This is a genomic window from Paenibacillus thalictri (assembly GCF_004307995.1).
GTDB classification, from domain to species: domain Bacteria; phylum Bacillota; class Bacilli; order Paenibacillales; family NBRC-103111; genus Paenibacillus_AF; species Paenibacillus_AF thalictri.
In genome coordinates this window covers 226,356-253,072 of sequence record NZ_SIRE01000009.1, presented here as the reverse complement: position 1 = coordinate 253,072, position 26,717 = coordinate 226,356, and the positions used below count along the sequence as shown (strand labels likewise).

23 protein-coding genes are annotated in these 26,717 nt (G+C 50.5%); 6 read left to right on the top strand and 17 right to left on the bottom strand.

Going from position 1 to position 26,717, the window contains the following annotated elements:
- Positions 1-5 precede the first annotated feature (5 nt).
- The 12 genes from EYB31_RS14275 to EYB31_RS14220 form a co-directional block, all read right to left on the bottom strand.
- Positions 6-887, bottom strand: a complete 882-nt coding sequence (locus EYB31_RS14275) for a glycerophosphodiester phosphodiesterase (RefSeq protein WP_165452421.1) — start codon at positions 885-887, stop codon at positions 6-8.
- A 1-nt stretch (position 888) separates the two neighbouring features.
- Complete coding sequence (locus EYB31_RS14265) at positions 889-1,716, bottom strand: carbohydrate ABC transporter permease (RefSeq protein WP_131014009.1); 828 nt, start codon at positions 1,714-1,716, stop codon at positions 889-891.
- Positions 1,713-2,588, bottom strand: coding sequence for a carbohydrate ABC transporter permease (locus EYB31_RS14260; protein ID WP_131014008.1), 876 nt, complete (start codon positions 2,586-2,588; stop codon positions 1,713-1,715). Before EYB31_RS14260 ends, EYB31_RS14265 begins: the two co-directional genes overlap by 4 nt.
- 211 nt (positions 2,589-2,799) lie before the next feature.
- Complete coding sequence (locus EYB31_RS14255) at positions 2,800-4,110, bottom strand: ABC transporter substrate-binding protein (RefSeq protein ID WP_131014007.1); 1,311 nt, start codon at positions 4,108-4,110, stop codon at positions 2,800-2,802.
- A 101-nt stretch (positions 4,111-4,211) separates the two neighbouring features.
- Positions 4,212-5,723, bottom strand: coding sequence for a response regulator (locus EYB31_RS14250; RefSeq protein WP_131014006.1), 1,512 nt, complete (start codon positions 5,721-5,723; stop codon positions 4,212-4,214).
- A complete protein-coding gene (locus EYB31_RS14245; RefSeq protein WP_131014005.1) occupies positions 5,720-7,522 on the bottom strand; it encodes a sensor histidine kinase in 1,803 nt (600 codons plus the stop codon). Before EYB31_RS14245 ends, EYB31_RS14250 begins: the two co-directional genes overlap by 4 nt.
- A gap of 365 nt (positions 7,523-7,887) precedes the next feature.
- Complete coding sequence (locus tag EYB31_RS14240) at positions 7,888-8,250, bottom strand: response regulator (RefSeq protein WP_131014004.1); 363 nt, start codon at positions 8,248-8,250, stop codon at positions 7,888-7,890.
- 130 nt (positions 8,251-8,380) lie between these two features.
- Positions 8,381-8,545: a hypothetical protein gene (locus EYB31_RS40215; protein WP_165452420.1), complete on the bottom strand. Its 165-nt coding sequence runs from the start codon at positions 8,543-8,545 to the stop codon at positions 8,381-8,383.
- Positions 8,546-8,579: 34 nt separating this feature from the next.
- A complete protein-coding gene (lplT, locus tag EYB31_RS14235) occupies positions 8,580-9,779 on the bottom strand; it encodes a lysophospholipid transporter LplT (RefSeq protein WP_240762407.1) in 1,200 nt (399 codons plus the stop codon).
- Positions 9,776-11,926: an AMP-binding protein gene (locus tag EYB31_RS14230; protein ID WP_131014003.1), complete on the bottom strand. Its 2,151-nt coding sequence runs from the start codon at positions 11,924-11,926 to the stop codon at positions 9,776-9,778. The genes lplT and EYB31_RS14230 overlap by 4 nt, the downstream gene beginning before the upstream one ends.
- Before the next feature lie 70 nt (positions 11,927-11,996).
- On the bottom strand, positions 11,997-12,923 hold the full coding sequence (locus EYB31_RS14225) for an NAD-dependent epimerase/dehydratase family protein (RefSeq protein ID WP_338119943.1): 927 nt from the start codon (positions 12,921-12,923) through the stop codon (positions 11,997-11,999).
- Positions 12,924-12,948: 25 nt separating this feature from the next.
- A complete protein-coding gene (locus EYB31_RS14220) occupies positions 12,949-14,688 on the bottom strand; it encodes a glycosyltransferase family 4 protein (protein WP_131014001.1) in 1,740 nt (579 codons plus the stop codon).
- Positions 14,689-14,934: 246 nt separating this feature from the next.
- On the opposite strand from EYB31_RS14220, the gene EYB31_RS14215 reads away from it, so the two are divergent.
- Complete coding sequence (locus EYB31_RS14215) at positions 14,935-15,141, top strand: hypothetical protein (RefSeq protein WP_131014000.1); 207 nt, start codon at positions 14,935-14,937, stop codon at positions 15,139-15,141.
- 73 nt (positions 15,142-15,214) lie between these two features.
- Positions 15,215-16,324 carry a glycosyltransferase gene (locus EYB31_RS14210; protein ID WP_165452419.1) on the top strand — a complete coding sequence of 370 codons (1,110 nt, stop codon included), beginning with the start codon at positions 15,215-15,217 and terminating at the stop codon, positions 16,322-16,324.
- Between the two features lie 140 nt (positions 16,325-16,464).
- Here the strand turns inward: EYB31_RS14210 and EYB31_RS14205 are convergent, their stop codons facing one another.
- Positions 16,465-18,354 (bottom strand): glycosyltransferase family 4 protein, encoded by a 1,890-nt coding sequence (locus EYB31_RS14205; protein ID WP_131013998.1) that lies wholly within the window; start codon positions 18,352-18,354, stop codon positions 16,465-16,467.
- Between the two features lie 172 nt (positions 18,355-18,526).
- Here EYB31_RS14205 and EYB31_RS14200 point away from each other — a divergent pair, with 172 nt between their 5' ends.
- The 4 genes from EYB31_RS14200 to EYB31_RS14185 all read left to right on the top strand — a co-directional run bounded on the left by EYB31_RS14200 (position 18,527) and on the right by EYB31_RS14185 (position 22,065).
- Positions 18,527-19,831, top strand: coding sequence for a nucleotide sugar dehydrogenase (locus tag EYB31_RS14200; protein ID WP_338119941.1), 1,305 nt, complete (start codon positions 18,527-18,529; stop codon positions 19,829-19,831).
- 64 nt (positions 19,832-19,895) lie between these two features.
- Positions 19,896-20,603 carry a glycosyltransferase gene (locus EYB31_RS14195; RefSeq protein ID WP_165452418.1) on the top strand — a complete coding sequence of 236 codons (708 nt, stop codon included), beginning with the start codon at positions 19,896-19,898 and terminating at the stop codon, positions 20,601-20,603.
- A gap of 45 nt (positions 20,604-20,648) precedes the next feature.
- Entirely contained in the window at positions 20,649-21,356 is a 708-nt protein-coding gene (locus tag EYB31_RS14190; protein WP_131013995.1) for a GT-D fold domain-containing glycosyltransferase, read from the top strand.
- A 7-nt stretch (positions 21,357-21,363) separates the two neighbouring features.
- Complete coding sequence (locus EYB31_RS14185) at positions 21,364-22,065, top strand: GT-D fold domain-containing glycosyltransferase (RefSeq protein ID WP_131013994.1); 702 nt, start codon at positions 21,364-21,366, stop codon at positions 22,063-22,065.
- A gap of 36 nt (positions 22,066-22,101) precedes the next feature.
- On the opposite strand, the gene EYB31_RS14180 is transcribed toward EYB31_RS14185, so the two are convergent.
- The 4 genes from EYB31_RS14180 to EYB31_RS14165 all read right to left on the bottom strand — a co-directional run bounded on the left by EYB31_RS14180 (position 22,102) and on the right by EYB31_RS14165 (position 26,714).
- Complete coding sequence (locus tag EYB31_RS14180) at positions 22,102-22,917, bottom strand: glycosyltransferase family 2 protein (protein ID WP_170318231.1); 816 nt, start codon at positions 22,915-22,917, stop codon at positions 22,102-22,104.
- A gap of 137 nt (positions 22,918-23,054) precedes the next feature.
- Complete coding sequence (locus EYB31_RS14175) at positions 23,055-23,975, bottom strand: glycosyltransferase (protein ID WP_131013993.1); 921 nt, start codon at positions 23,973-23,975, stop codon at positions 23,055-23,057.
- A 33-nt stretch (positions 23,976-24,008) separates the two neighbouring features.
- Positions 24,009-24,782: a GT-D fold domain-containing glycosyltransferase gene (locus tag EYB31_RS14170; RefSeq protein ID WP_131013992.1), complete on the bottom strand. Its 774-nt coding sequence runs from the start codon at positions 24,780-24,782 to the stop codon at positions 24,009-24,011.
- A gap of 1,014 nt (positions 24,783-25,796) precedes the next feature.
- Entirely contained in the window at positions 25,797-26,714 is a 918-nt protein-coding gene (locus EYB31_RS14165; protein ID WP_131013991.1) for a response regulator, read from the bottom strand.
- Between the last annotated feature and the right edge of the window lie 3 nt (positions 26,715-26,717).

Here is a 26,717-nt window from a genome sequence, read left to right as displayed (position 1 = left end):
GTTTCTTATGACTCAGCAATATAGTCGGGATTGTCAGTGATGATGCCGTCGACACCCGCATCCAGCAGCGGCTGAACCGCTTCGCGCGTGCGCACCGTCCAGCAGAAAATGCGCAGTCCTGCGGCATGCACCGCTTCGACCAGCGATTTTGAAGCGAAGCCGAGATACGGATTGACATAATCGGCGAATGCAGCCGTTTCGGTAAGCTTCTCCGCGGTCAGCTCGCTTTCGTCTTCGACCAGCAGTCCCACCGGAATCTCCGGCAGCAGTGAGCGAAAACGTTTGACCGACTCCTCGTCAAACGATTGCACAATGATGTGGTGCTCGGGACCGCACATGCCGCTTGCTTGCAGCTGTTCGGCCAACGCTTGCTCCAATCCTTGGTGCAGCTCGGGCCATTTCAGCTCGATCAGCACGCCGGCTTTCCCCCGGCACAGCTCCAGCACCTCGGTCAGCAGCGGAATGGCTTCCCCAGCGTACCTGCCGCCTTCCTGAAAGCGGCAGCCCGCATCCAGCTTGCGCAGCTCCGCCAGCGTCAGATCGGCCACACGGCCGGTGCCGTCGGTTGTACGGTCGACCGTATCGTCGTGGATGACCACCAGTTCGCCATCCTTGCTGAGCTGGACGTCCAGCTCCACCATATCGGCATTCATGTCCAGCGCCAGCCTGAAAGCCGCCATCGTGTTCTCCGGCGCATATCCTGCCGCCCCGCGATGAGCTACCGTGACGACGCGCCCGAGCTCTTGCTTTTGCGCTGGCTCGTGCTCTTGTCTGTGTGCCTGCTCTAGTTCGCTCCCATGCCCCTGTTCTTGCACTTGTCCCTGCTCTTGCAGCTGCACTTGTCCCGGCTCGTGCGCTCTTCCCTCATGCCCACGTACTTCCGCCATGTTATTTCAACGCCCCTTCGGTTAAGCCGCCGATAATATGCTTTTGCGTGAAGCCGTACAGCAGCAGAATCGGCAGCATTGAGATGAAAAATCCGGCAAAAGCGAGGTTATAATTCGACGAATATTCGCTTTTGAAATTGTAGATGAACAGCGGCAGCGTCCAGAAGTCCGGATGCCGGTTCAAAATGATCAACGGCAGCTGAAAGTCGTTCCAAATCCACAAGCTGTTCAAAATCAATATCGTCGCAATGATCGGCGTCATCAGCGGATACACAATCCGCACAAACGTCGCCCATGTGCCGCAGCCGTCGATTTTCGAGGCCTCGTCCAGCTCCAACGGCACATTTTTCAGAAAACCGACACATAAGAAGATGCCCTGGGCAAAAGCAAGCGTCACATACATCACGATCAGCCCGTTCTGATTCAGCAGCTTCAGCATGCTCATATGCCGGTAGATCGGCAGCATGACCGCTTGAAACGGCACAAACACGCCGGAGATAACGACCAAATACAGCAGTTTATAATAGGTGCTGCGGAAGTTCCGCGAAATTGCGTAAGAGACCATCGGAATCAGCACCAGCATGATGACAATCGAAAGCACGGTCACATAGACGGAATTACCCAGGAAGGTGAAAAATTCGCTTTTGTTCACCACTTCCATAAAATTGCCCATGTAAAAACTCGAGGGCAGCGAGAAAAAGCTTTTGGCCGTTTCCTCCTGCGTTTTCATCGCAATCGTCAGCGTAAGATACATCGGCACGATGATAAACAGCATCCCGATCGCCAGTATCACATAACGCAGCGTACGCAAGGCAATATGTTCGTTCATTGCTGGCCAACCTCCTTCCGGCTGAGCAGCTTGATCTGGATAAACGAGATAATTCCAATCAGCAGGAACACATAGATCGCTTCCGCCGTGCCGTATCCGAATTTCATTTCGTTCATCCCGTGACGGTAAATGAGGAAGCCGATCGATTCGGTCGCATGGCCGGGGCCGCCGTCGGTCATCGCCACAATGTAATCGAATACCGTCAGCGCGCCTTTGATCGCCAGCACCACATTAACCGTCAGCATCGGAATCAGGAACGGCAGCGTCACGGAGAAAAAGCGCTGCACCGGCGTCGCTCCGTCAATAACCGCCGCTTCCTTCAAATCTTTGGGCACGCTCGCCAGTCCCGCGATAAAAATGACCATCGGCACGGCCACGCCCTGCCAAATATTTGTAAAAGCGACGCCGTAAATCGCCGTGCTTTTGCTGCCGAGCAAGTTCTGCGACAGCCAGTCGATGCCCAGCGCCGTGCCGATCGCCGGGAATACGGAATAAAAGATCCGGTTGAAAATGAGCCCGACCGTAATCGTGCTGAGCACGGCGGGGAAGAAATAAACCGAGCGGATCAAGCCGCGCAGCTTGATGCTGCCGCTTAAGAAGAAAGCAAGCAGCAGCGCCAAAAACAGCTTAACGACAACAACCAGCGCCATATAGAGAAACGTAAATTGCATCGATTCGAGAAACCGGCTGTCTTTGAGCAAATCAATATAATTTTTCAAACCGACGAATTTATAAGAAAGGGAAAAGCCGTCCCAGTTTGTCGTACTGTAATAAATCCCCATCCCGACAGGCAGCACAAAAAAGAACAAATACAGCAGCAATGTCGGTACGGTAAGCATAAAAAACGTGAAGCCGGATTTGCTTCCGGACATTTTTCGCGTCGCCTCCATCATCCACCTCCAGGCATCTACCCATGCGCACCGGCCATTCAAGGACCGGTGTATATTCGCTAAACGTTTCGTGCGCAATCGCACATGTACAGGCATAGCGCCGCAGCGCAGCCGGTCATCCATTCATGCAAATTGATACAAAAAGGCCCCCTCGACTTCAGTCAGACCTGCCGCGGGGGCTTTCCTGTTATGCTTATTGGTTCAGCTTATTGTAGAAAATCGTATCCAGCTTCTTCAGGTAACCGTCGATATCCCCGGTGGCCAGCATCTCTTGAGTTGCCTTACCTACATCTCCGTTGACTCCTGTAGGCCAGACGCGCTCAATAGTCGGAAATACTTTGCCTGCAACGATCAGATCGTTCAGCGAGTTGATTTCTTTGGTATTGTTTGTAACGCCTTGGATGGCTGCAGGATAGCCGCCTGCATCGACATATTTCTGCACAACTTCCTTGGACGACATGTATTCCAGGAATTTCTTCGCTTCATCTTGGTTTTTGCCTTTGGCCGGCAAACCGATCGCCGTATCTACGGATACTTGCGCTTTGGTGTTTTCCGCTTTCTCGGCCGGCAGCGGGAACATCGCGAAGTTCAGGTTCGGGTTCGATTGCTTGATCGTTTTGACCGCCCAGATGCCGGTATACAGCATCGCCGCTTTACCGTTGGCAAATTCGCGGAGCGCGTCGTCGTAACCGGTGCCCAGATTGTCTTTTTGCGCGTATTTACGCAGGTCGTACAGCTTTTGCGCAAACGGCTTGAAGTTCGGATTGTCCGTAATGTGCGCTTTGCCTTTCATCACGCTGTCGAGGAAGTTCTCGACGTCCGGCAGCATAAGGCCCATCTTGGATACGACTTCCTGACGGATGGCGTTCCAGTCTTTATCGTAGAAATAAATCGGCGTAATGCCGGCCGCTTTGATTTTTTCTGCGGTTTGGATCAACTCATCGTACGTTTGCGGAATTTTCAGGCCCAGCTTGTTGAAAATATCGACATTATAGTGGACGCCAAGCGTAGCGACGGCAATCGGCACCGCGTAGTTTTTACCGTTGATCTTGCTGACATCGGCAATGGCCGGCTGCACGTTTGCCATAAACGGAGTACCCGTCATGTCGACAACCCTGCCGTCTTTGGCCATTTGCTGGAATACCGGGTTATGCGGATAATGGGTGAAAATCGGCGGCGCGTCGTCGGTCGACACACGCATCATCCAGATGTTTTCCGGATTCGGCACATTGTTTTGCTCAACGGTAATATTCGGATTTTTGCTTTGAAAATCTTTAATCAAACCGTTAACGGTGTCGACCATTTCCGATTTCATCTGGAAATATTCGATTTTCACCTGCTTGCCGCCTGCCGCGGGAGTGGTTGAAGGTGCTGCGACCTGCTTTGAAGCGCTTTCACCGCCTGCCTTTGGAGCTTCAGCCGGGCTACTGCCGCCGGAGCATCCGGCTACGACGCCAAGCGATAAAGCGAGTACGCCCGCTGTCCATTTTTGTGCTGCTCTCATGTTTGTAATGACCCCTTTCGATCGTTGATGTCATTCAGTATACACTCGGGTTCATGCCGTAAAATATGAGATAGCTGATTCGTTTTATATAATAAAACTGATTACCCGGACCCTTCCTCCCATTGTTTCTTGAGCTTTCCGGGCGTTTCGCCGTAATATTTCTTGTACATCTGGATGAAATAGGAATAATCGTTAAAACCGACCGAGCTTGCCACTTCGGCAATCGATAAGGCCGTACCGCCATCCAGCAGCGATTTGGCTTTCTCCATCCGCACAGAAAGCAGAAATTGCGAAAAACGCATGCCCGTTTTCTTTTTAAACAGGCGGCTTAAATGGGCGGGAGCGGTAAAATAGACGTTTTTGGCCAAATCGTCCAGCACGATGTCCTGCCTGTAGTTCTCGCTCACATAATGCTTCATGTCTTCCACCATGTCGGTCTTCATCCTGCCCTGCAGCAGCCGTTGTCCAACCGCGTTCAGCGCATCAGCGAACACGGCGGCGATGTGCTGCGCATGGTCATATTCGTGGAGATCGATCGGCTCCAGAAACAAAGATGGCCCGCCATCCTTTTTGCCGGCCAGCTCAATAACGGAATTAATCATCGCCGTCGCCTTGGCGCACATATCCTGGTAAGCGTTGACGGATAACTCCAGCTTCGGCGCATCCGCCAAATATCCCCGCAGCAGCTCGACCGCCTCCTGAATCTGGTATTTGACCGTCTTCTGGTATACCGCGGAAATCCATTCCTCAAGCAGCTCGTAGCGGTACGGGCGGTTTTGCTTCACATACGCTTCGTCAAAAACAACCCGTTCCGCCGATAACAGCCGGTACAAAAGGGCGCTTTTCGCCTCCTTATAAGCAGCTGACAGCTCTGCCAAGTCCGTGTGAGCCGCGCTGATCCCTGCGTATACGCGGCTTTGCGTCCGATTGCCGTACGCCGCGACAACGCGGCTTACGGCGCGCTGAACCATAGCGCCCCACTCCGAGACGGCGGCTCCACTCCCGTATATCCATGCCACCGTCAAATCGCCGTGCCGCTTATCGCCGATCGCCAAATAGTCCGCAGCGCCGCCCCAGTGCTCACTCCGCAAAGCTTCGTGCAGCCCCGCTTTATCCGCCGCAGCGGAGCGAATCACCGTCACCACATAAAAATCGATGCTCCGCCCTTCGCTTATACCCGGCACAGCCGCTTGATCGTCGTACAATATGCCGGCGAGCTGCGCTTCCAGCCGTTTGGCCGCGGAATCCACCTCCCGTTCTTGAAAGCGGTCCAGCAGCTCCCAGATCTGCTCCTTATCGACGGGCTTGAGCAAATAATGCTCGACCTTGTAACGGATCGCCTGCTGCGCATAAGCAAAATCGTCGAAGCCGCTAATAATGACATTGGCCGTCCCTGGGCAATTGTCGTACATATATTTAGCCAGCTCCATCCCGTCCAGCAATGGCATGCGGATATCGGAAAAAACAACGTCCATCGGACTCCGTTCCAGCAGTTCCACCGCTTCCCTTCCATCCTCGGCTTCGAACACCGCGGCTTCGATGTTCCAGTCCTGGATCATCTGCACAACCGCTTTTCGGGCAAAATATTCGTCGTCAACCACGAGTACATTCATGCTGTTTCGCTCCCCTTTACGATTGGGATCGCCAATTCGACCGCCGTCCCGCCCTGCTCGCGGAGACTTGCGGCGATCCAATAATTTTCCCCGTAAAAATGTTTGATCCGGGCATTGACGTTGCGCAAACCGAAATTGTCTCGGGCGTCCAAGCTGCCCGCCTGAAACGGCTTTTCGAATATGGCCTTCAATTCGGCCAGTTTCTGTACGCTCATGCCTAACCCGTCGTCTTCGACGCGGATGAACAGCAACTGCCCCCGCTTCTCGATGATGATCGCCAGCTTTCCTTTGCCGCCCTTCGGCTCAAGCCCGTGGTAGAAGGCGTTCTCCACCAGCGGCTGCAGCAGAAACTTTAAAATGCGGCACGGCAGAAGCTCCTCATCGACCCGGTACTCCACTTGAAATTTGCCCAAGAAGCGAATTTGCTGGATGTGGATGTAATGCTTGATCTGTTCCAATTCCCTTTCGATCGAAGATTCGTCGCCGGTTTTAATATTGTAGCGGTACATGCTGGACAGGCTTTTGGCCATCGTGGAAATATCGCCGACCCGGTGCAGCTCGGCAATGGAATGAATCGCATTTAACGTGTTGTACAAAAAATGCGGGTTGATTTGCGCTTGCAGCATGTTCATCTCGGCCCGCTTCTGCAACTGGCTGGATATGATTTCGGTTTCCCTGCTTTCCTTCAAACGGTGGATCATATCGTTATAGCTACCTACCAGTCTGCCGATTTCGTCGGTCCGGTTCTCATGGATGGCCACGACGTCGTAATTGCCGGAATCGACCAGCTTCATCGCTTTGTTTAATTTGTGTATCGGCTTAATGAACCGTCTGGAGAAAAACAAAGCCAGCACACCGGCGGCAATCAACGCAAACAAACTGAGCAGCATATAATTCCGTGTGTTTACGATAAAAGTTTGGTCGATCAGCCGTGTGGGCACATAATGAATGACCTGCCAGCCCGTCCAGTCGTTGATCGTGCTGCTGAACAAGTACGTATCGCCGTTGTTCAGCTTAAACGTATTGCGGCCATCGTCCAACCGGCTTGCAAAAATCGCTTCGATCTGCTTGTTCTCGGATTCGTCGAGCGGCTGGGATTGGTAAATGATGCTGCCGTCCAGCAGCACGATCGTCCCCACTTCGTTGTACGTACTTTCGCTGCTTCCGAGTATATTTTCCAACGATTTAAATTTGATGTCGATTTTGGTGTAACTTTCCTTATCCGAGGTCAGGTTGATGTCTTTCAAATACCGCACGATGGACAGCAGCTTATCCGTGTTGAACCTTCTTTCGCTGATATAAGGAGCCGAGATCACGAATTTTCCCTGCTGCAGCGCCTGCTTGTTTAACGACTGGATAATCGGCTCCATATCCGGTTCGAAAGCAGCCACACTGCCGTAAATCCGCCGGTTCGGAGCCATCATGGAAATGGCGGCGATGTTTCCGTTCATCACGACCAGTTGGTCCATCGCCCTTTGCATGTAGATGGAGTCTTCGACATATTCCTTGCTTTCCAGCTGGACATTTTTTGTAATAATGACACTTAGCTTCGGATCGGTTAAATAAAAAAACGAATTGCGCGCGATATTGGAAATAAAATCATTCACGTTCACATTCGTCCGGTTGTTCAGCTGGTGAAGGAAATCTTCATAGTAGCTTTTCGTCTGGTTGTACAAATTTACTCCGTAAATGAGCAGCGCGGACAAGACCGGGACGATGATAATCATGATGTAGGAGAGCAGCAGCTTCGTTTGAAACGAAACGGGCCCGCGGGTTTTGCCGATAAACGATGCCTTCATCCTGCACACCTCTTGACTGCGTTTTTGTATTCGCTTTCACTTTGGAAATGAAACGGTTCTATGCCACAAATCGACACTTTCAGTCGAATAGTAAAGTATTATAGAACCGGCTTACCGCAATGTCAATTGCGAGGCGGGCTGGGAAATACAAGAAAAACCGTCTGGGTAAAATCACCCTGACGGTCCTTTTTGAGCGGTGAGCTGCTTTTTGCGCGTTTGTTGGGGATGAGCAGGAGATTCCGACCGCCCATTAAAATCGAGTCCCTATGAACAATATAGAGTGGTCGGACCCCGATTTTAAAAGCGGACGCTAGCGCTTCTCCACCCCCCTGCTCATCCCTTTGGTCCAGCCTGTGCTAGAGCCCCTAGACCCCCAGCACTTTGCGAATAGATTCGAGAACCCTGTCCTTCTGAAACGGCTTGACGACGAAGTCGCGCGCTCCCGCGCTGATCGCCTCCACAACCATCTGCTTTTGCCCCATGGCGGAGCACATGATGATTTTCGCCTCGGGATTCGTTTTACGTATTTCCTTCACCGCCAGCACGCCGTCCATTTCCGGCATCGTGATATCCATCGTCACCAAATCCGGTTTATGCTGATTATAGGCTTGGACCGCTTCCAAGCCGTTGCCTGCTTCCGCGATAATTTCGTGTCCGTCCTCGCTCAACATTCCTTTCAGCATCGCACGCATAAAAGCCGCATCGTCCACAACCAATATTTTAGCCATAAAGCGACATTACCCCCTGAATATAATACTCATATTGTCGCTCATAGCTATTAGGAAACTATTAGGCCGATACACGGTCAAATATTAATATTCTTAACAATTTGCTAAAGTTCGCAGAGGATCCATATACTTATTGCGATTTTTGCTTCGTGATTTCGATCAGCCGGTACAAGGCATCTTCAATGTCTTTGTTTTGCTTGATCTGCCGGGACAGTTTACTGTCGATGCTGATCAAAGTAACGACCAGCACGAGCAGCAGGATGACCATGGGCAGAAGGTACGCTTCCATTCCCACGCATATCGGCTCCTTTCGAGATAAAATCGTCGATCTACAACTTCGCCGCTCTTTTGCTCTGAAGCGCCAAATAAAGCACAAACAACGCCAGGATGACCGCGATGCCAAGGATGGAAGTGTCGACGCTGATCTTCATGCCGCTGACCTGGGTATACAAGGTGACGCCGATTAACATCAGCGCGTTTTCCACGAAATTTTGCACGGCAATTGTTTTCCCCGCTCCAACCATGCGATGCCCTTCATCCTGGAGCACCGCGTTCATCGGAACGATAAACACCCCGCCTGCAAAACCGACAATCAGCAGCAAAGCGATCGTTGCATACAAATTCGTGATTAGCGGGAACAAGAGAATCACGACAAACATCAGCAGACCGTACCAGTACACGTTGTAAAATTTGCGGACCGGCATAAGCAGCGGCGTAACCAAAGCGCCGATCATAATGCCAACCCCGGTGACGGCGACCAGCATCGAGATCCGATCAAGCGATTCGATCCCCAGATGAAGCGGAATCCAGGCGATGATAGCAAGCCTCAAGGCCGCTGAAGACATCCAGAAGGAACCCGTGCCAACCAAGGAGAAGCGTGTTTTCGGGTCTTTAAACAAACAAGCCAAGTCCTTGAAAAAAGCTAGAGCATCTTTACCGTAATGTATGTTCGCATTGCCGGGAATTTTCGGAATAAGCAGCGAGAGGCCAAGCGAAACGCAGTACAGCGCCAAACATGCGGTCAAAGCCCAAGGGATCGATTTATCGGCCAAAACACCGCCGCACACCGAACCGGCGAGAATGGCCATAATGGTGTACCCCTCGATTTTGGCATTTGCTTTCAGCAGCGCGTGCTCATCCGGAGCGAGCTGCGGCAAAATCCCGTATTTGGCCGGCGAATATACCGCCGCGCCCATGCCTACAACCGCATAACTGACCGCCGGATCAATCCCGGCGAACAAACAGACGATGCCAAGGCCCTTGATCGCATTGCCAGCGAGCAATACGCGCGATTTGGCGTTGCGGTCGGCGATCGCCCCAACGAAAGGGGCGAGCACCACATAAGCAAGCAGGAAGGCTGCCTGCACCACGCCGATGTAAAAGCCGGGAAACCCGCCCTTAGCAATGACGGCAAGCGTAATAAACAAAATCATATTGTCGGCAAACGCCGATAAAAACTGCGTGAACATCAGTGTTCTTAGCGCACGCTGGTTTGTTGTTTGCGGGGACACTCCAGGCATGATATTCATACGGCATGCGCTCCTTCTTCTTCCGGCGATGATTTGGACGTGCGATCGGCTTCCTCTTGGGCGATTTTCTTTAAGCTGACATAATCGGTCTTGCCGCTGCCCAGCAGCGGCAGCCGTTCCGTTTGCACCATACGCGAAGGAGCGAGCAGCGGCGGATAACCGCCGGCTTTCAAATATTCCTTCAACGCCGCAAGCTGGCAGACGGGACCTGTGTAGAACAACACGACCTGCTCGCCTTTCCGCGGATCGGGGATATTCACTGCGGCCACCGCGGCGTCCTTGAAGCAAAGGGTGCTGACTTCCTCGACCAAATTCAGCGAGACCATCTCGCCGCCGATTTTGGCAAACCGCTTCAGGCGGGACTTGATCGTCAAGTAACCTTCATCATCCATTTCGACCACATCGCCGCAATCGTACCATTCGGGACAAGGGACAAAACCCGCGCTGTGAATCAGGTAACCTCTCATCAGGTTTGGCCCTTTGACAAACAGGTTGCCTCCCTCGATGCCGGGTACCGGCTCGATGCGGTATTCAACGCCCGGCAGCAGCTTGCCGACCGTGCCTTTGCGGCATTGCAGCGGCGTGTTCAGCGACAGCACCGGAGCAGCTTCCGTTGTGCCGTAGCCTTCCAGGATGCGCAGCCCGAATTTGTCAGCCCACAGCTGCCGCACTTCGTCTTTCAGCTTCTCCGCACCCGCCACAACCAAACGCAGCGAGTAAAAATCGTATGGATGCGCCGTCTTGCCGTAAGCGGCCAAAAATGTCGACGTACCTAGCAGGATCGTTGCATTTTTATCATAAACCAGCTCGGGGATGACTTTATAATGCAGCGGACTCGGATACAGATACACCTTCATGCCGGTCAGAAGAGGCAGCAGCGTGCCCGCAGTCAATCCAAAGCTGTGAAACATCGGCATTGCATTGAACATCTTATCCTTCTGGGTAAAATCGATCACGCTGCGTGCCTGCAGCGCATTGGCCAGCAAATTGTCATGGCCAAGCACGACGCCTTTGGGCTTGTTCTCGCTGCCGGAAGTAAATAAAATCACTTCGCCGTCTTCGTGCAAAGCGCGTTTTTTCAGTATATAATCGACCAGCGCCCCCAGCTTGTCGCCGCTAGCAACCGCCGCGCGAATATCCTCCAGGTAGACGATCGTGCGGCCTTCCTGCAAGCTGTCGATCACCGGCTGCAGCTTCGCTTTCTCCACAAACAGCCGCGAGGTGAGCACAGTCCGCACATCGGCGGTTTCGCAAGCGTCCATTAACGCCTGACGCCCCGCGGAGAAGTTCAGGATCGCCGGCGACACGCCGAGCCGAAAAAGCGACAGCAGCGCGGCGATGTGGCCGATGGAATTCGGCAGCAGCACAGCCGCCGTTTGCTGCCCGGCAAGCAGGCCGGACAGCTTGCGGCTCAGCGCGTAAGCAGCGATAAGCAACTGGCGGTAAGTCGCCTTTTGCGTGATATCCTCGCATATTTGCACAGATGCACCGTTTGTCTTAACCGCATCCAGCAATTCGTTGAACAAGTTAACGCCGGTTTTCGCGCGGCTGCGGAACAACTGCTCCTGCAAGCTGATCTGGATCAGCCGGGCGGCACGTTCTTTCTGGCGGCGAAGCGGCTCATCTTTGCGAAATTCGATCTTAAACGGGTCTCCGATGGACACCGACACCTTCGGAAACCATACTTGTTTCACTTTTCCCGCCAAGTAGGATAACTTGGAGCGCTCGAGACCGTTAATGGCCGCCGGGTACAACGCTGCGCCGGTTTTCAGCGCAATATATCCGATACCCGGATAAATTTTCATCATGCCGCCGGTTGTCGTAATGCGGCCTTCCGGAAACAGCAGCAGCGGCGTGCCCTGCTGCACCACCTTGACCATCCGGCGCACCGAATACGGATTCAGCGGGTCGACCGTGATATGCTTGCGCAGCCGGATCAGCAGCCCGAACCGTTTGGCAATATCGGTATTGACGACAAACGTCACGTCCTTCGGCAAATAAAGCGCCAATATCACCGCATCCAGCAGCGATACATGATTGGGCATCACGATGGCCGGCTGCGTCAAATCAAGCTTCTCCAGTCCGGCCACTTTCGGTCGGAAACAGATCCTAACGAACATCCGCAACAAGGCAGTAATCAGCGGCATAACCTAACCCCCATAACTGTTGATAGTTACATTATATGGGAGCCCCTAATTGTTTTATAGTACTAACTTTTTATAGTACCTGCTGTATGGCCCTGAAATAATCGATTGTCTCGCGCAAACCCGCCTGCAAATCGTAACCGGGCGTCCAACCGAGCTGCTGCTTCGCCTTTGAATGGTTTAACAAACTGTCCGTAATATCTCCGCTGCGCTTCGGATAATACAGCGGAGGAACGTGAACTTCAAGCAGAGAAGAGATGAGCTCGTAAAGCCGGTTCACGCTTGTCGGCCGGCTGCAGCCGATATTGAAGATTTCGTTGTCTCCTTTGCGCAAAGCAAGGAGGTTGGCCGCCGCTACGTCTTTGACGTACACAAAGTCGCGGGTCTGCTCGCCGTCGCCATAAATGACCGGCGTATCCCCCAAGCTCAGTTTGCCGATAAAGATAGGAACAACGCCCCCTTCTCCCTTGGGCGTTTGCCTTGGACCGTATACATTGGCATAGCGGAAAATGGTGAAAGCAAGCCCATAAAGCTGCTGGTATGCGCGGATATATAATTCCGGGCTGAACTTGGATATGCCGTAAAAGGTCAGCGGCCGGATGGGAAAGTCCTCGGTAATGCCGCCACCATCTTGCTCCGCATCCCCATAGACGGCGCAAGACGACGAATAGACGATTTTTTTTACGTTGAATTTACGGCAACAGTCCAGCAATCGGATCGTTCCTACAATATTCGTGCCGGCATCTCCGACCGGATCTTTAAGGGAGGAGGCGACATCCACCTGCGCGGCAAGATGAATCGCGTAGATCGGCTTTTCCTTCTCGAACACCTCTTCCAGATTGCTCGCGGAAATGTCGGTTTCGTACAGGACTACCCCCGCCGGCACAAAAGTACGGTTTCCTGTCCGCATAATATCCACAATCACCGGTTCATAACCCTCAGCAAGCAACGATTCGACGATGTGCGAACCAATGAACCCCGCTCCGCCTGTTACCAGCACTTTCGCCAACTTCTGATCCCTTCCTTCAGCTTTTCTGCACCGCTGTGTTTCGTGTTTGATCGGCTAGCCATTTGGCGTATGCCAAAGTATGGCGCATAATATCGTTGTGGTTGACAACGTACTTGCGGGCGCTGTCCGTTAATTGACGACGCATCGCCTTGTTATAGAACAGTTCGGCGATATAAGCAACCGCCAGATCGGCCCGGTCCAGCGGATAGATCAGCCCCGATACCTGATGTTTGACGATTTCCCGGCTGCCCCGATTGTCCGAGCATACCATCGGGCATTCGCATGCCGCCGCTTCCAGCAGATGATAAGGATACCCTTCGGAATAAGAGGTCGACAACAGGACTCCCCCGGATTGGGCAATCAAGGAATAATAAAGCGGCATCTGTCCGTGGGGCACGTTGGATAAAATCCGGATATCGGCGGTCAGACCGTATTCGGCGGCTTTCCCGTAGAAATCGTAAAGCTGCGGTTTGACCGACAAATCGCTCACCGCCAGCAGTTTAGCTTTTTTGTTGATTTTCTTGATCTCTTGAAAAATGGACAACAGCGACTTCCAGTTTTTGTTCTCATCCAAACGTCCGACCCAACCGATCAGCGGTTCCTCCGCCCAGGACTTGGGCAGATGGAAATCGATCAGCAAATCCTCTATGTTCTCCCGCTTTAGAAACACGGTGGTATCCAGCATATTCCTTGCTACGTAAACGGGCAGTTCCGGCCGGTTGCTCATATAATCGCGCGCCAGCTGGGCGACATATTCGCTGGGCACGACCAGCGCGTCAATCCGGCCGCCATCCTCGCCCACATTGATCCGGTTCAGCTGCTGGGCAATCGTTGTATCGTAACCGTGAAACTCGAAGATCACTTTGCCCTTATAATCGATGCGGGAAAGCTGTTCAAAGTTATAGAACGTATTGACAAAGGTCACACAATCAAAGCCGTAATGCTCGATATACGAACCCAAGTCGTCCTTCTGCGCCGAGACGCGATGCGGGATGCTGCGGTAATTGGGCAGTCCCATTCCAGGCTCGTAGAAGTAGGCATGCGACGGCGCACCCAAAGCGTTTAACGCTTTCAACCTGTAATGAAGCGCCGTTTCCACCCCGCCCTGATAGCAGCCCCACACAATCGTCAGGTTGCTTGGAAACGCTTGTGAAGAGTGCAGAACCCATTGGCGCGCCGGATCGTCTGCAGAAGGCAGCACCGGGTATACGAACGGGAGTTTTGTTTGCGACTGAGCCTTCTGCACCTCGTCGACGACAAGCGGCCTGTCTGTCCGCAAGAACGGCGACGCTTCGGCAGGATAAGTCCGCAGCTTGCCCCCGCATTGCATAGCTAACGAAGCCAGGTCCGCAGCATCGTTTGTTTCGTCAAGCATCCGCTCCACAAGCCGGCGGCTGTACAGCTGCATGAAGTCGGCCAGCAGGCCGTCATCCGTTTCATCCATAACTTGTTTGATGTGTGCCTCGAAGCCGTCTTTTATAAACATCAACCGCGGATCGGGATCGATAACCGCATAATCGAAGGCAAGGTTCGATTTCGTCAGCCAGCGCAGCGCATTCAGCAGTTGGACGTGCTTATTAGGTTTACCGGAGCCGGGATTCAGCGATTCGCCGGCCGGCTGTGCCGATGCGTCAAACAACGTATCCTCCGGGCTGCACAATACGATCCGGCTATCGGGATTGTACTTGCGAATGTTAGCCAGCTGATTCGTTGCCATCACATTGTGTTTCCGATCAGGCAGTACAAAACAAATCAAAGTCACCCCTCCTCACCCGCTATTCGTTTTACTGTATGAGCAGAGTGGACGCTTCGACACGGCGATATGCCCACCTGTGCCGTGAACACTTTTGCCTCCGGCTTTTTTTATTCCTTTTTTCCGGTATATCTGTCCATTCCGGGCCAAGTGACCTTACATACAATGTAGAAATAATCCGGGAATGCAGGTAGTCGTACAGGCATTTCCTTTCATTCGAGAAAGAAGACGAATCTGGAGGCACCCATCATGATCAAACGACTGCGAACGACGAATCGCAAGAAGCGAATGCGCAAACCGCGGCGAGCCGCATCATCTATCAGAAAAAACATGAAAACACCGGCCAATCAGGAAGGCCGGATCATTGATTACCTGGCATACAAGGAAGGCCACGAGGCCGGGCTTGCCCAAGGCTTCGAAGACGGTTACCGGCAGATGTATGCGGAGGACCATTAGGAAGGAGGTGGCAACAACGATGAAGAAAAGCAGCCCTCGCAAAAGGAGCTCCCGAAATCGCCCCCCCAGTCTTGTGGACAAATTCCTGCATTACGACCACAGCTACGCATCCGGATTCGAGAAAGGGTATCATCAAGGCCGCGCGGACGGAACCTCCGGTTACCTCAAGTCTCTAGAGGGAACCAGCGTCATCATTCCTGTCTGCAACCGCAAAGAGTCGTTAATGGCTTACGTGGACAGCAAGCGGGCGGACGCAAATCATGCTTGCGAGCTGATCGTCATCGACAATGGATCCAGCGACGGGACCGCCGACTATTTGCGGAAAAGCGGCGGCAAACTCCGGTATTGGATCAACTCCAACGATATAGGGGTTGTCGGCGCTATCAATCAAGGTCTGATGATGGCTAGAGGGCAGACCTTGTCTATTTTGTGGAACGAAGCGGCTTTGACGTCCGGCCGGCTGAACGATTCTCAAGAGCAGGCCGGTGAAGGGCGGACCGATGTGGCGGACATAGGCGAAGATGCCGGCACTTATGGATTATGTATGCCTAGAGAAACTTTCCGGAGGCTGGGATACTTGGATGAATTGTTTGAGCAGCCGGAAATCGCCGTAATGGATTACGCCGTCCGGGCTTTCCTGCTGAACATGATACCTAAGCTGCCGGACATCGCTTCCGTTTCCATTCCCCATTCCGAAACGGATCGTCTCTATTTCCGCAGCAAGTGGGGCCGGCGTATCGAGAACGTATTCGAATCCGGCTGGACGCCGGATGGCCGCATCGGCGACATCGGCGCTTTTTACCCGACAAGCGTTACTGTAAAGAGCATGGGTCCGGCCGTCTATCGATTAGAGAACAACCGGCGGTATAAGCTGGAGTCCGAAGGTGCCGGAATCAGCGCTACCCGCCTATCCCAGTTGGACATGAAACGTTGGCCGCTAACGACAGAAGTATCTCCCGAGCACTGCATGGATGACGACGACGGTTCCCTTGTCCAAACCCCCGACGGGCAAATATATCAAATTTCCCAAGGAAAGCTGCGGCCTGTCCTGTCCTCGTGGGTACTCGCCATGTGGCATCTTGACCGCCAGCCCGTCATGCCGATCAGTCTTGAGCAAAAAGCGCTCTACGAGGAAGGCATCCCCTTAATCGCACCCCCGGTCATCAGAACCGGCTTTTTGTAAGCCAATGTTTGAACAACGCGGGCGTAAGCCCGCTTGTTTTCGTTCTGGCGCTGCTTATGCCGCGAACTCGCCGCATGCCAAAAGCCCGAAAGGCTTTGCCTTCAGGCTCGCTTGTGAGTTATGCGATTTCCGCCGCGCCGTTACGTAGCGGACAGCCGTTTCAGCCACGCGGCATATTCGCTTACGTTTTTATGGACGTTGTTTGTCAGATGAATATGCTTTGGAGCGCCTTCGGCTATCATTTTCCGAAGGTTTTTATTTGTGGTCAACGCGTAAACCAAGGACACCGCGGTATGATGATTTGCGATAGGAAACGTTAGCCCCGATTCCCCATGCGCAATCACCTCGGTATTGCCGCGGATATCGGAGCATACGATCGGGCATTCGCAGGCTTGAGCCTCCAGCAAGCTGTACGGGTACCCTTCGGAATAGGAGGTGGAGAGCAGGATCCCCCCGGAGTTGACCAGCAGCGAATAATAATAAGGCATCTTATCGTAGCTGAGATTGGGCAGCACCCGGATGTCGTTAATAAGTCCATAAGAGCACGCGCGTTTGTAGAACAAGTTCAGGTGAGGGCTTGTCGTAATGTCGCTGACGATCAGCAGCTTCGCGCTGGCGTTAAGTTTTTTAAACTCGCTGAACACCTTGAGCAGCAGCTTCCAGTTTTTATTGGCGTCCAATCTTCCGACCCAGCCGATCACCGGACAATTCGCCCATGACTGCGGAACGCGAATGAAATATGACGTTTCCACCTCGTTTTTGCGGTGGAAAAAGGTCGTGTTCAGCACATTCCTAGCCACATAGACGGGAATTTCTTTGCGATTCCCCAAATATTGATGAGCCACTTCCGCAACGTAATCGGACGGGACGACGATCCCCTGAATGATGCCGCGATCCTTCCACGTGTTGATGCGATCCAGCTCTTGCAAGATGAATTTATTAATGCCGTGAAATTCAAACACCGCCTTGCCTTGAAATCCCGCTTTTTCCAAGGCATCGAGGTTATGAATGGTATTCACGAAGGTGACTGTATCAAATTGATGTTTCTTCAGATACGCCACCAGATCGGCCTGTTTATTCGAAATATGGTAAGGAATCGAATTAAAGTTCGACAGTCCGGCGCCTCCGTAATAAAAGAACGCATGCGCTTCCGCGTTCAAATGATGATTCATGAATGCCAGCCGGTGGTGAATCGCGGTTTCCATCCCGCCCTGATGGCATGCCCATATGACGGTCAAGCTTTTCGGGTACGATTCGCTGCGGGTCTGAGAGAGCCATTGTCTGGACAAGTTGTTCATATCCCGCTCAATGGGGTGTACGAAAAAGACGTCCGGCTTCGATTGCGCGTAATGCACCTCATCGACCGCCAAAGATTCTCCCAAACGGACAAATTCGATACTTTTGTATGGATAAGAGCGGGGTACGCCTCCGGCGCGCACCGCCAAAGTTGCATACAGCATCTCCTCCAGGGCGTAAACCTTCGTTTCGGCTATCAATTGCTCCATCCTGTCGAGATTTAGCCCCTCCATCATCCGGCTGATGATGGAATGTTTGTACACTTGCATCGAGTTTAAAGTGCCGCAGAAATAATCGGTTTTGAAAAAAGGCTGCCAGCGCAGCCAGTCCTGCCACATCGTCTGCCCCGGGTACCAATGCGGAACCTCGTCGGGGGACTTTTGGAGCCCCATATTAATTCCCATACAGTCGTAACCTTGCATACAGGCTGCCAGGTAATCCTCATAACCGCTGCTTACAAACATGACATCAGAGTCCAGGTTCACAAGATAATCGTATGTTTCCCCGGTTTCCTCCAGCCAGGACATGATATCCATAAAGAAACACCCCAGCCTGCCTTTCTTTAAAGGCCGGCTCTTCGGACAGATCGGAACCTGCAAACTTTGTGCAAACTGCGTATCGGTCCCCCCGTTGTATACGACGACTTTGCAGCCGGGGTTATATTTCCTCACGTTCTCTATTTGATTGGCCAGAACATCCTCATGATTGTGGGCAAGAATGGCAAAGCAAATCATAACTTCCCCCCCAATATTCAATAAAGCATCCCTACATAGTATGGCCGCATGTGCAATATGCACGGGCTAACGCCGAGCATAAAAAAATTCCGCAGCAGGCGGTTCGTCCATTCCAACACAAGCGGGATCACATAAACTACAGAATACAATAGGAAATGGAGGCATTCATATTTTGGAACAGGAACACAGCGATACATCAGAATTTCCGACAGTTGCCGTCGTCGGATTGGGATATGTCGGTCTCCCACTCTCTCTGTTGTTTGCCAGAAAAGGCTTTCAGGTGATAGGAATCGATCTGGACCGCAGCAAAATCGAAACTCTTCGCAAAGGGCGAAGCTACATCCCGGATATTCCGGACGATGCTGTGCAATCGGTACTTAACTCCGCACGATTTACGCAAACCGACAATTACGATGCGATCGATCATGCAGATACGATCATCTTATGTGTACCGACGCCATTATCTGCCGCTCACACGCCCGACTTGCAGTTCCTGAAGCTCGCAGGCGAAGAGATCGGCCGGCGTGTCAAGCCCGGGCAGATAATTGTGCTGGAAAGCTCGACATACCCCGGAACAACCACCGAAATTTTGATGCCGCTGCTCGAACAAACCGGATTATCGGTAGGAAACGATATTTTTCTTGGCTTTTCACCTGAGCGCGTAGATCCGGGAAACAAGCAATATTCCATCGAGCAAATTACGAAAATCGTCAGCGGCGTCACATCGGCATGCAAAAACAAAATATATGAAGTATACAGCCGCGCTTTTGACAAAGTCATTACAGTTTCTTCGACTGAAGCGGCGGAAATGACCAAGCTTCTTGAAAATTGCTATCGTTTCGTGAATATTTCCCTCATTAACGAAATGGCTATGATCTGCGATCGGCTGGATATCGATGTTTGGGAAATTATCGAGGCGGCAGCAACCAAACCCTTCGGCTTTTCCGCTTTTTATCCCGGACCGGGAGTCGGCGGCCATTGCATTCCGGTAGACCCGATCTACTTGCAATGGAAAATGAAGCAATACGGCATGGATGCCATGTTTATCGAGCTTTCAAACAATATCAACCAGATGATGCCATCCTATATCGTGCAGCAAATTCAATCGGCTCTGGCACCGGATAAACCTATGAAAGATGCAAACATACTGGTCTATGGCGCGGCTTACAAAAAAGATATTAATGACGCCAGAGAAACTAGCGCCTCCGAAATTATATATTTGTTCAAAAAGCTGGGGGCGCATGTTGTCTACCATGATCCGTATGTACCCTCCCTACTCGTGAAAGAGGAGCGGATGATTGGCGTAGAACTATCGGAAGCCGCTTTGCAGCGGGCCGATTGCGTGCTTATTCTCACCGATCATTCATGTATTCCCATGCAGCAGATCATGGATCATGCACGGCTTATTTACGATACCCGCAACGTAACGAAAGGTATGAAGGGAAAAGCAAAAGTCATTCGATTAGGCGGCAAATGAAATTCGGATGGTTTCACGTTGGAGCCCCAGTCAAAAATACGCTTTGCAAAGGAGCCAAGGAAGGATGTCCCATGCCAAAATCATTGTCGGAATAGAGTTTAATTCCAGGTCCAGGATAGACAACAAATATAGTATCGGGCTAACACAGGAATGGATTGATTACAGAATGTCCATATTTATGAAATTTACTTTTCAGAGCTTAAAAAAACAAACAAACCCGCATTTTACCGCCCTGATTCAATATGCCGATGATTCTGTAAACCAAATAAGAAAAGCGCTTGAAAAATATGAGCCGCTCCCCAGCCATATTCAGTTTATTCCCAGAAGCCACTTCCATGAGTTTATCTGCCACCATATTAACGGGTATGAATATTTCTATTTTGTACGCCTGGATTGTGACGATACGTATCACAAATCCCTCATTCAGCAATTAAGCGATTATCAGCCAAAGAAAACGACTTGCGCATTAATCAACCAAAGCGGATATTTATATGACTTCACGAGAAATCGGGTGGTCCCCGTTTATTTCCCGTCTCCGCCTTTCTATACTTTAATTTATAAGACACAGGACTATTTAAAGGAGCAGAAGTTATTTGCTGGTGGACACGGGGCGGTGATTAAACTGAATCATGAAATATTATCAAAGAGCGGAAATCGAAACTACATGATCGTTGTTCATAAGCGGAATACGTTAAATCAAAATTTGCTCAGAGGCAGGAGATTTGAGGAGGACCCAGCAAAAGTTGCAAAAATATTGGATCAATATATATAGGTTTTTAAGGATGTTCCATGCTTGGCCGTATAGGGGGAATTTTCAATGTTTCAACCAACAAATTTGGATATGGTCACAATACTGAAGCTGATAAGATTTGCATTGGATCATAAGCAGCCTTTCTCATTGGTTAGAATCGGAGACGGGGAAAATATTGTGCTGGCTCAAGATTCGGTTTGGAGTATTGACAAAGTGTTAAAAGAACGTTGGGCCATCTTCGCAAACAAAGGATTAAAGGGCGTTACCCTCCCTAATTTAGGATTACGAAACGAACTGATCAAGTCTATCCGGAAAGCCGATGTGGTAGGCTTGTTAGATCCTAATGATCAAACCATCAAGGCTTCTTCCGATGTCAAACGTCCGTTAACGGACCAAATCCTTGCTTATTACAAGCTTTCTCCGAAGCAGACGTGCAATGCAATTGTAAATAGAATGTTTGTCAACGAGCACGGGTTCTGGGAGCTGCTGCGGGGCAGAAGAATACTGATTATTACAAGGTACCCCGAACAGCTAAAGGAGAAATTAGAAAAAAAACAGTCTGGGCTGAAGGTTACCATGATGATCCGATTTTCACATTATAGCGAGATGGAGGGTGCGTTAAAGGAAATTGCGGCAAAGAAAGACAGCTTTGATATCGCTTTGATTTCCTGCGGCGTCAATGCCGTTATCCTTGCCCAGAAGGTGGCAGAGCTCGCAGGCAAGGTAGGTATAGACTTTGGCAAAGCTCCTGATCGCATCTTTGCAAAGGAGTGACTATTTCATGTCTTCGCGGAATTTGGATAAGGCTGCTTTACTAAATAAGATAAGGTTTGCCCTGGATCACAGCCTGCCTTTTTCGCTGGTTAGAGTTGGAGACGGGGAAAATATTGTGCTGGCGCAGGATTCGGTTTGGAGCATCTCCAAAGTGTTAGCTGAACGCTGGGCTATTTTTGCAAACAAAGGCTTCAAGGGAGTTACCCTGCCCAATTTAAACTTAAGAGACGCATTAGTTGAGGCTATCAGGAAAGCGGATGTGGTAGGTTTATTGGATCCTAACGATAAAGTTATCGTTGCCTCTCCTGGCGTCAAACGCCAGTTAACGGATAAAATATTTCATCATTACAAACTTAGACCGGAGTTGACGTGCAATGCTGTTGTTAATCGAGAACTTGTGAGCGAACGCAAGTTCTGGGCGCTGCTGCGCGGTAGGAGAATACTTGTTATTACAAGGTACCCTGAACAGTTAAAGAGAAAATTAATAGAAAGACAGCCTGATCTGACGGTTGTCATGACGATCAAGTTTTCTCACTATGGCCAGATGGAGAATACGTTAAAGACAATTGCTGCAAACAAAGCTCAATTCGATATTGCTCTTATTTCCTGCGGCGTCAATGCAGTGATCCTTGCCCAGAAGGTAGCGGAGTTCGCCGGTAAAGTGGGAATAGATTTCGGAAAAGCACCTGAGTATATAAGAAAAAAATAGGTCTTGAAGGGAGATTTTCCTTCAAGACCTTTCCATTTATTTATAGGAAACATAATGTCTGCTGACATTAAATGGCCGCTCGCGTTCAACAATCGGCAGCAACTCGGTTGGTGTCGAGGTATTCCACTTTTCGCCAAGTAATTTACGGTTGTTCATTAAAAGTTGCTGATGATCTTCATTGTTAATAGTAAAGGTGCTTCCGCCGAAATGATGGACGTATACATCGTTTGCTACCCACAAAGTTTTTCCGCTGATCATGGTACGTATGCAAAAGTCAATATCCTCGGAATTTCCAATGTGGAACCGTTCGTCCATACCTCCAATTTTCTGAACCAGCTTTCTATGGAAAACCATGCAAAACCCGCTTAATCTGTCGGTACAATAACCATCCTTGTCGTGCTCCTCCGACCAAATCTTGGAGAAACTCTCTATTTCATCAATAGATTTGAAATTTACCCGGTCGATGCGTTGGGACTTCAATACTTTGTTCGATCTTGGCCCCACAATGCCGATGGACCGGTCCTTGCCAAGCCACCACAACATGCGGGTTAGCCATCCTTCGGTTACTACCGTATCGTTGTTCAACAGGGTAATGTATTTTCCTCTGGCTGCAGCCAATCCTTGATTGGCGCCCCCCGCAAACCCTTTATTCTGCTTGTTTAATATCAGCTTTGCCCCGGTAATGCTTCGTAAATAGGATACGGTTCCGTCGTTGGAGGCGTTATCTATGAAAATAAGCTCGTATTTTTCTTTTGTGCGCTTCATGACACTCTCCACACATCTCCGGGTAAACTCCAAGCCGTTTCTTGTCAAAATGATGATGGATACCGTTGTATTTGTCCACCGATTCATATTCGATTGAGAGCCGCCACAAATGCATTGTGATGGTTCCGATACACCTGCGACTTCTGTAATTTTTCCGTATCTCGCGGGAACACGTGTCTCTCATCCTCCTCTGGCTATTCCTATCGACTTGCTTTGTTGTTCATTCATAAAATATCACGTAACATGCCGACAAGCTGTTCAGCCCGCTTGACCGTGGAATGTGTGGATTGCACCATGTCATACCCCATCTTGGCAATCTCTTTCCTCTCGCTTTCGTGCGTTAAATAGTATTCGGCTTTATCCAAAAAATCCGCTTCGCTCACTCCCGCAAAATGAACCCCGGGGATAAATCCCAAATCCCGCAATTCATTGGACGACGGAGCAAGGAGAAGCGTATTGCAGGCTAGAACCTCATAATATTTTCTAAGAGGATAATGAAAGATAGAGTCGCACGTTAAAAACATTTTTGCGCGATTCATCTCCATGGCATAACGTTGACCGATAAAATGTTCCTGATCCTTCTCGTTGTAGTTGCGGTAGCCCGGGTGACGATGGTAAACAAAACCCGGTTTTCCTTCCATCTCTTTGATCATTTGATTTCTGAGCGGATAACACGAATAAGTAGCCCCCATCAACAACCAATCGATTTCCTTTTTGAGGCCGTAATCTTTATATACCTCGGTTGTATTCACATGGTGAGGGAGCCACCTTAAACGGTCTGACAGCTCGGGAAACCAGTGCAAAAATTTATCTCTATAGTAGCTGAAAATGTGCTGAACCTTATCGTTCATTAAGGCTTTCTTCCGCTGCTCGATGTCGTAATGCAGATCATGCAAGTAAACCCCGAAGGGAATTGTCAAGGATTGGAGCCCGGAAATTTTCGGTGAATTTTTCTCACCGTACTCGTTGATTAGAATAAAATCCGGCTGCAAAGACAGCTGTTTTACTATGTCCCGGATATCTCCCGATTTATGCCAAATCGTCAAATCCGTTATTCGGGCAAGCTCCTCAAGCAGGTAGTGAAAGTGAGGAGAAACCCAGCGGCTGAAGTCTCCCGTGGTAATAAGAAGCTTTATCCTTCTCATGTAAATCCCCCTTTATGCAGGCGCTGAACAACGTTACATTCCCCTCAATTTATTGATGCCGATTAGATGATCAAGCCAATAGTCCGAGTAAATGACGTCTGTATGCAAACTATTCAACCCGGAGCCCAAATCGAAGGCTACTTTACCGTGCACCTTGGAGATATACGCGCTTAATATAAGCGCGTTTGTTCCCGCAGCTAACAGGCACAAATCGAACTCATACCGGTCGATCTGATTTTTCGCTTCCGGAACATCCTCGTATTCGTCAATAGCTACCGTGCCGACGATTTCAAAGCCAAGAGCGTGCTTTCTTGTCTTATTTAATGTATCACGCACTTGTTGTGCAGGAGATCCAATGAGCAGCACCTTCCTTCCGGCTAACATTTGGTCGAATTTATCTTTCTGCGAGAACATGATGACCCGGCGCAAATAAGCTTCATAAATATATTTGGGCTGAATGCCGTATGCGTTGAATACCCTTTCCGTCAGCCTGCCGGCATCCTTGAAACGGATCAGCGTGTTATAACCGATAATGTCCGCTTGGCGAACGGCCTCCACAACTTCATCTCGCAATTGTACATTAGGAAAACGGACGCCCCTGTGCAGAAAACCTGATTTTTCACCTTTATTTGCAATAACGGCTTCCGAATGCTTCATAAATTCCTCTTCCGGCATAAGTGTATATTGAGCCATGACGAAGGACTCTGTCGCTCCAACGGATACAACGGATAGCGGCTGCTTGCAGCGCAGAGCCTCCAAAATTTTATCCATCAGCTCGCCGCTGCTTAACATCTTGCTTTCTTCCATAAGCCCACTCCCCTTCCACAAAGCAAAAAGCTACTAATATGCTATACCAAATATCTCTAACGGAAACGGCTACTGACTAGTCCAACAATAAAAAAGCCAAAACAAAAACCTTCAGGGAAAATCACCCTGACGGTCTCTTTTGTGCGATGGGCTACTTTTTGCGCGTTTGTTGGGGATGAGCAGAGGATTCCGACCGCCCATTAAAATCGAGTCCCTATGAACAATCTAGAGTGGTCGGGCCTCGATTTTAAAAGCGGACGCTAGCGCTTCTCCACCCCCTGCCCATCCCTTTGGTCTACTCTGTGCTAGTTCGCCTCTTCCTGATGCCGCTGCCACCCTAGACAGAAGAAAACCATCCGGTATCGGGATAGCCCCGCTCCATCGCACAACGGCCCACTCACTTCATTGTGTGAGGAAATTATTTTCTTTGCCAAAGTAGCTCAGTTCTTTCTTGCTGGGCAAATTCGCGGGATGACCAGGCTTAAAGACAATCTCTTCCATCGAAAGGAAACCTTTTACCTTCGGACAGTCAGACGTTTCCTTACTTCCTTACGCAACGCCCGATTTCCCGCCGCGACGGAAATTTCGCACCGCTACCAAGGAAATTCCTTTCCGTGTGATATAACAGTTTCCACGAGCGAGGCGTAAGCGCGGTTCGTTAGGGTCCCACCTTCTCCCTCCATCAGAAAGAGTACTCCTCTTGCTTTGTCACTGTAAAGCGTTAAACATTCTGATATTAAAACAAAACGGCTGTTCCCCGGCTAAACACCTGGGAACAGCCGCTTTACAATAGAGTCTGTCCGACGGATTGACGTTGATGAATTTTTATTCAGGACGATACAGAGGGAAGGGAATTGCCGCGAAAAGTCTACGTCCGCTTTGAAAACCGTGTTTTTACCGTAAGGTAAAATCAAATAAAAAACACGGTTTTCATTGGCGGTGGAGTGGCAATCCCTTCTTGTCGTAACGGTCAGCTGAATAAAAATTCATCGTTTTGCTTCGTCGGACAGACTCCTAACCCTTCATTTTATCCATCGTTTGCAAATAAAGCACCTGCAGAAATTTCTTAATGTTAATCTTTCCCTTATCCTGCGTACGGTCTTCATCGATCTCCTTCATCTTCAGCCGCACATCCTGGAAGTCAAAATAAAGCGTCGCGTAATGCTCGAATTTCGGATTCCCGTAGTCGGTGAGGCCGATACTGGCCAGATGGGTCAGCGCAGACATCACCGTACGGCGGATTCGCTGCTCTACAGCTTTCCCTTCTTTATCCACCATGTCCTTATCCGGATCGCAGCCGTCCGATTTATGCATGCGGGCACGAGCCGCGGCCTCATACAAGTCCTTCAGCGGAGGCAGCGTTTCTTCTTTATGCTGCGATACGAGAAACTCGATGATCTCGATTATATCCCGGCTTCCGCTGTCTCCGATAATGCCCATATCCATGAGAATCGGCTGAACGATATCGCGGGCAGTCGGCTTGCGGCGGTTGTTCCCCGTATCCGAACCTAGAACGTCCAGCTTGGCAAGCGACTGCTTGATCTCTTGAAGATACCGTCCGATTTTCCACTGCTCACCGACCTTGGTAAGCACGGCCTCCACTTCGACCCGGTTAATCGGTTTGTGAATATAGAACTCTATTCCGGCCTGATAAGCTTTGCCGATCATTTCTTTATTCTCGATCTGCGAGATCATCACAAATTTGCCTTGATAACCCTCGCGGTGAAGCTGCGCAATCGTTTCAATCCCGTCTTGGTCGGGCATTAACAGATCGATCAGGACCACATCGGGGGCCGCATCCAGCACCGCTCTGGCCCCTTCGATCCCGCTCCCGGCGGTAGCCACCACCTCGCCAAGACCGCTTTGTTCAATGATCGATTGCAGCATCCTTCTGCTTACAGCATCATCGTCGACAATACAGTAGCTAAGCATCGG